The sequence below is a fragment of the Micromonospora sp. NPDC049048 genome, from assembly GCF_043197615.1.
Taxonomy (GTDB): domain Bacteria; phylum Actinomycetota; class Actinomycetes; order Mycobacteriales; family Micromonosporaceae; genus Micromonospora.
In genome coordinates, this window is record NZ_JBICTM010000027.1 from 1 (window position 1) to 3,900 (window position 3,900).

Below are 3,900 nucleotides of genomic sequence, written 5' to 3' on the forward strand. Positions count from 1 at the left end.
ACCACCCAACAACCCCGGCAAATCCACCAAACCACCCCACCGCAACGGCAACTCCAAACCCACCACCCGACCCAAACCCCACACCGCAGCACCCGCGACGTCGGTCAGCACGTCAGACTCGCCGACCGACACCGCCCCCTGGGTGAGCCACCACAGCCGGCCCGTCCCACCGACGTCGGTCAGCGCCTGCGCCACGGCCAGCGCCGTCGACACCTCGGCGGCGGCCGGGACCGCGGACGGCTCCCGGGAGTCGGCCAGGGACAGCAGGGACACCATGTCGGCGTCCCGGTCGTCGGACCCCATCGCCTCCCGCAGCAGCCGCGCCACCTGGTCCCGGTCCGCACCGGTCGGGACCAGCACCGGGATCGCCCGGTCGGCCCGCGCCGCCAGCGCCGTGGCCGCCGGGTGGTCCTCCTGACCCGGCGCCATCAGCAGCAGCCAGGTCCCCGCCAACGTCGCCGACGCCGGCACGTCGCCCGTACGCCACGTCACCCGGTACCGCCACGAGTCGACGGCGGCCCGCTGCTGCGTCGCCCGCCGCCACCGGGCGAGCTTGGGCAGCAGCTCGGCGGACGGCGCGTCGGCGCCCACGGCCAGCTCGTCGCCCAACGCCCCGAGGTTCCCCGACTCGACGGCCGCCCAGAACTGCTCGTCCGACGGGGCCTGGGTGCTTTCCGCGGCGGGGGCGGGCTGGGGATCCTCCAGCCAGTAGCGCTTACGGTCGAAGGCGTAGGTGGGCAGGTCGACCACGCGCGGCCGGACACCAACCTGACCGTGGTACGCCGCCCAGTCCACCGCCATACCGGCAGCCCAGAGCTGCCCGACGGCGCTCGTGAGGGTGGTGACGTCGGAGTGGTTGCGGCGCAGCGTGGCGACGTACCGCACGTCGTCGGCCGCGTCCGCCTCGGCCGCCATGGCGGTGAGTACGGCGTCCGGGCCGATTTCCAGGAGCGTGTCCACGCCCTGCCCCCGCAGAGCCGTCACACCATCGGCGAACCGCACCGGCTGCCGCACGTGCCGCACCCAGTACTCCGGATCCACCAACTCCAACCCGTCCGCCACCGCACCGGTCACATTCGACACGATCGGCACCCGCGGCACCCGCCAATCCAGCCCCGCCACCACCGACCGGAACTCGTCCAACATCGGGTCCATCAACCGCGAGTGGAACGCGTGACTGACCGACAGTTCCTTGACCCGCCAACCCCGCTCACGCCCAGCCGCCACCACCGAAGCGACCTCGTCCGCCGCGCCCGACACGACCACCGACGCCGGACCGTTCACCGCAGCGATGTCCACCGCCGCACCCGCAGCGTCAATGACCTCCCGCACGTCAACCTCGGCCGCACCGACTGCCGCCATCACCCCACCGGCCGGCAACGCCTGCATCAACCGACCCCGCGCCGCCACCAGGACACACGCATCAGCAAGCGACAACATCCCCGCCACGTACGCCGCCGTCACCTCACCGATCGAATGACCCGCCAGGAAATCGACCCGCACACCCCACGACGACAACAACTCCCACAACGCCACCTCAACCGCAAACAACCCCGCCTGCGCAAACACGGTCTGATCCAACAGCGCAGCCTCGCCAGAACCCGCCTCCGCGAACACCACCTCACGCAGTGGACGCGGCAAAAGCACATCGAACTCCGCGCACACTGCGTCGAACGCCGACGCGAACACCGGGAACGCCTCATACAACTCCCGGCCCATACCGGCACGCTGCGAACCCTGACCCGTGAACAACACCGCCCGACGACCCGCCGACACCACACCCGACAACCGACCCTCGGACACCGCCGACAACCCGGCGACCAGATCGCCCACCGACGAACCCCACACCACCGCCCGATGCTCCAACGCCGCCCGCGACGTCACCAACGACCACGACACATCCCACGGCGACAGACCAGACCGGCCCCGCACGAACGACGCCAACCGCGACGCCTGCCCCACCAGACCCCGCTCCGAACGCCCCGACACCACCCACGGCACCGGCACACCCGAAGCCACGACGGACTCCGGCTCCGCGTCCGTCGACCCGATCCGGTCGGTTCCGGCGTGCGCCGCCGCACTCGACGCCTGCGCGTACTCCGCTGGCGGGGCCACCGGATCCGTCACCGACTCGCCCGCCGGCAGCGCCACCAGGGCCGGCTCCGGCTGCTCCAGGATCACGTGCGCGTTGGTTCCGGAGATGCCGAACGACGACACACCCGCACGCCGCGCACGCCCCACGCCCGGCCAGTCACGGGACTCGGTCACCAGCTCCACCGCGCCCGACGACCAATCCACATGCGACGACGGCACGTCCACGTGCAAGGACGCCGGCACCACCCCGTGCCGCATCGCCAAGATCATCTTGATGATGCCCGCCACCCCGGCAGCCGCCTGCGTGTGACCGATGTTCGACTTCACCGACCCCAGCAACAACGGCACATCCCGACCCTGCCCGTACGTCGCCAGCAGCGCCTGCGCCTCAATCGGGTCACCCAGCGTCGTACCGGTGCCGTGCGCCTCCACGACGTCGACGTCGGCCGTCGACAGACCCGCACTCGCGAGGGCCTGCCGGATCACCCGCTGCTGCGACGGACCGTTCGGCGCCGTCAAACCGTTCGACGCACCGTCCTGGTTCACCGCCGAACCCCGCACCACCGCCAGGACCCGCCGGCCCTCACGCCGCGCATCCGACAACCGCTGCACCACCAGTACGCCGACGCCCTCGGACCAGCCCGTGCCGTCCGCCGCGTCGGAGAACGACTTGCACCGACCGTCGGCGGACAGGCCACCCTGGATCGAGAACTCCGCGAACGTGGCCGGCGAGGCCATCACGGTGACACCTCCGGCCAGCGCCAGGTCACACTCCCCCGACCGCAGGGCCTGCGCCGCCAGGTGCAGCGCCACCAGCGACGACGAACACGCAGTGTCCACCGTCACCGCCGGCCCCTCGAAACCGAACGAGTACGCCACCCGGCCCGACAGCACACTGGTCGCGTTACCGGTGAGCAGGTGCCCACCGACCTCCTGGGCACGCCCCACCGAACCGCTGGCGTACCCCTGGAAGCTGGCCCCGGCGAAGACGCCGACCGCGCCGCCCCTCAGGGTGCTCGGGTCGATGCCCGCGGATTCGACCGCCTCCCAGGAGGTCTCCAGCAGCAGCCGCTGCTGCGGGTCCATGGCGAGGGCCTCGCGCGGCGAGATGCCGAAGAACTCGGCGTCGAACTCCCCGGCGTCGTAGACGAAGCCGCCCCTGCGGACGAAGGACGTGTCGGAGAGTCCGCCGCTGAGGAATGCGTCCCAGCCCCGGTCGAGGGGGAACTCGGAGATGCCCTCGCCGCCAGCGGAGAGCAGTTGCCACAGCTCGTCCGGCGATCCGACGCCGCCCGGGAGGCGGCAGCCCATCCCGACGATCACGATCGGGTCGTCGTCCACCGTGGCGATCCTGCGGTCGGCCGGCGCGTCGTTCGAGGCGCCGAGCACGGTGTCCCGGATGAAGGCGACCAGGGCGGCCGGCGTCGGGTGGTCAAAGATGAGGGTGGAGGGCAGGGCGAGGCCCGTTTCGGCGGTCAGCCGGTTGCGCAGCTCGACGGCGGTCAGTGAGTCGAAGCCGAGGCGCTGGAACGCCCGATCCGGTGCCACCGCCTCCACGGTGGCGTGGCCGAGCACAGCGGCGACCTGGGTCCGCACGAGGTCCAGGAGGGACGCCTCGACCTCCGTCGGCGTCAGGGGCGCCAGTCGCTCACGGAGCGCGGAGGCCTGGTCGACAGGGGCGATCTCGGCGCGGGCCGCCGCCTCGATGGCCGCCTGTGCTTCGGGGATTTCGGTGAACAACCGGGACGGACGCAACGCCGTAAACGACGACACAAACCGATCCCACCGCACATCCGCCACCACCAC

Annotated in this window: 1 protein-coding gene; it reads right to left on the minus strand. The window is 71.7% G+C overall.

The genetic code is table 11. The features are described from left to right. The coding region (locus tag ACGFIG_RS30670) for a beta-ketoacyl synthase N-terminal-like domain-containing protein (RefSeq protein ID WP_393008863.1) at positions 1 to 3,900 on the minus strand (3,900 nt) is incomplete at both ends.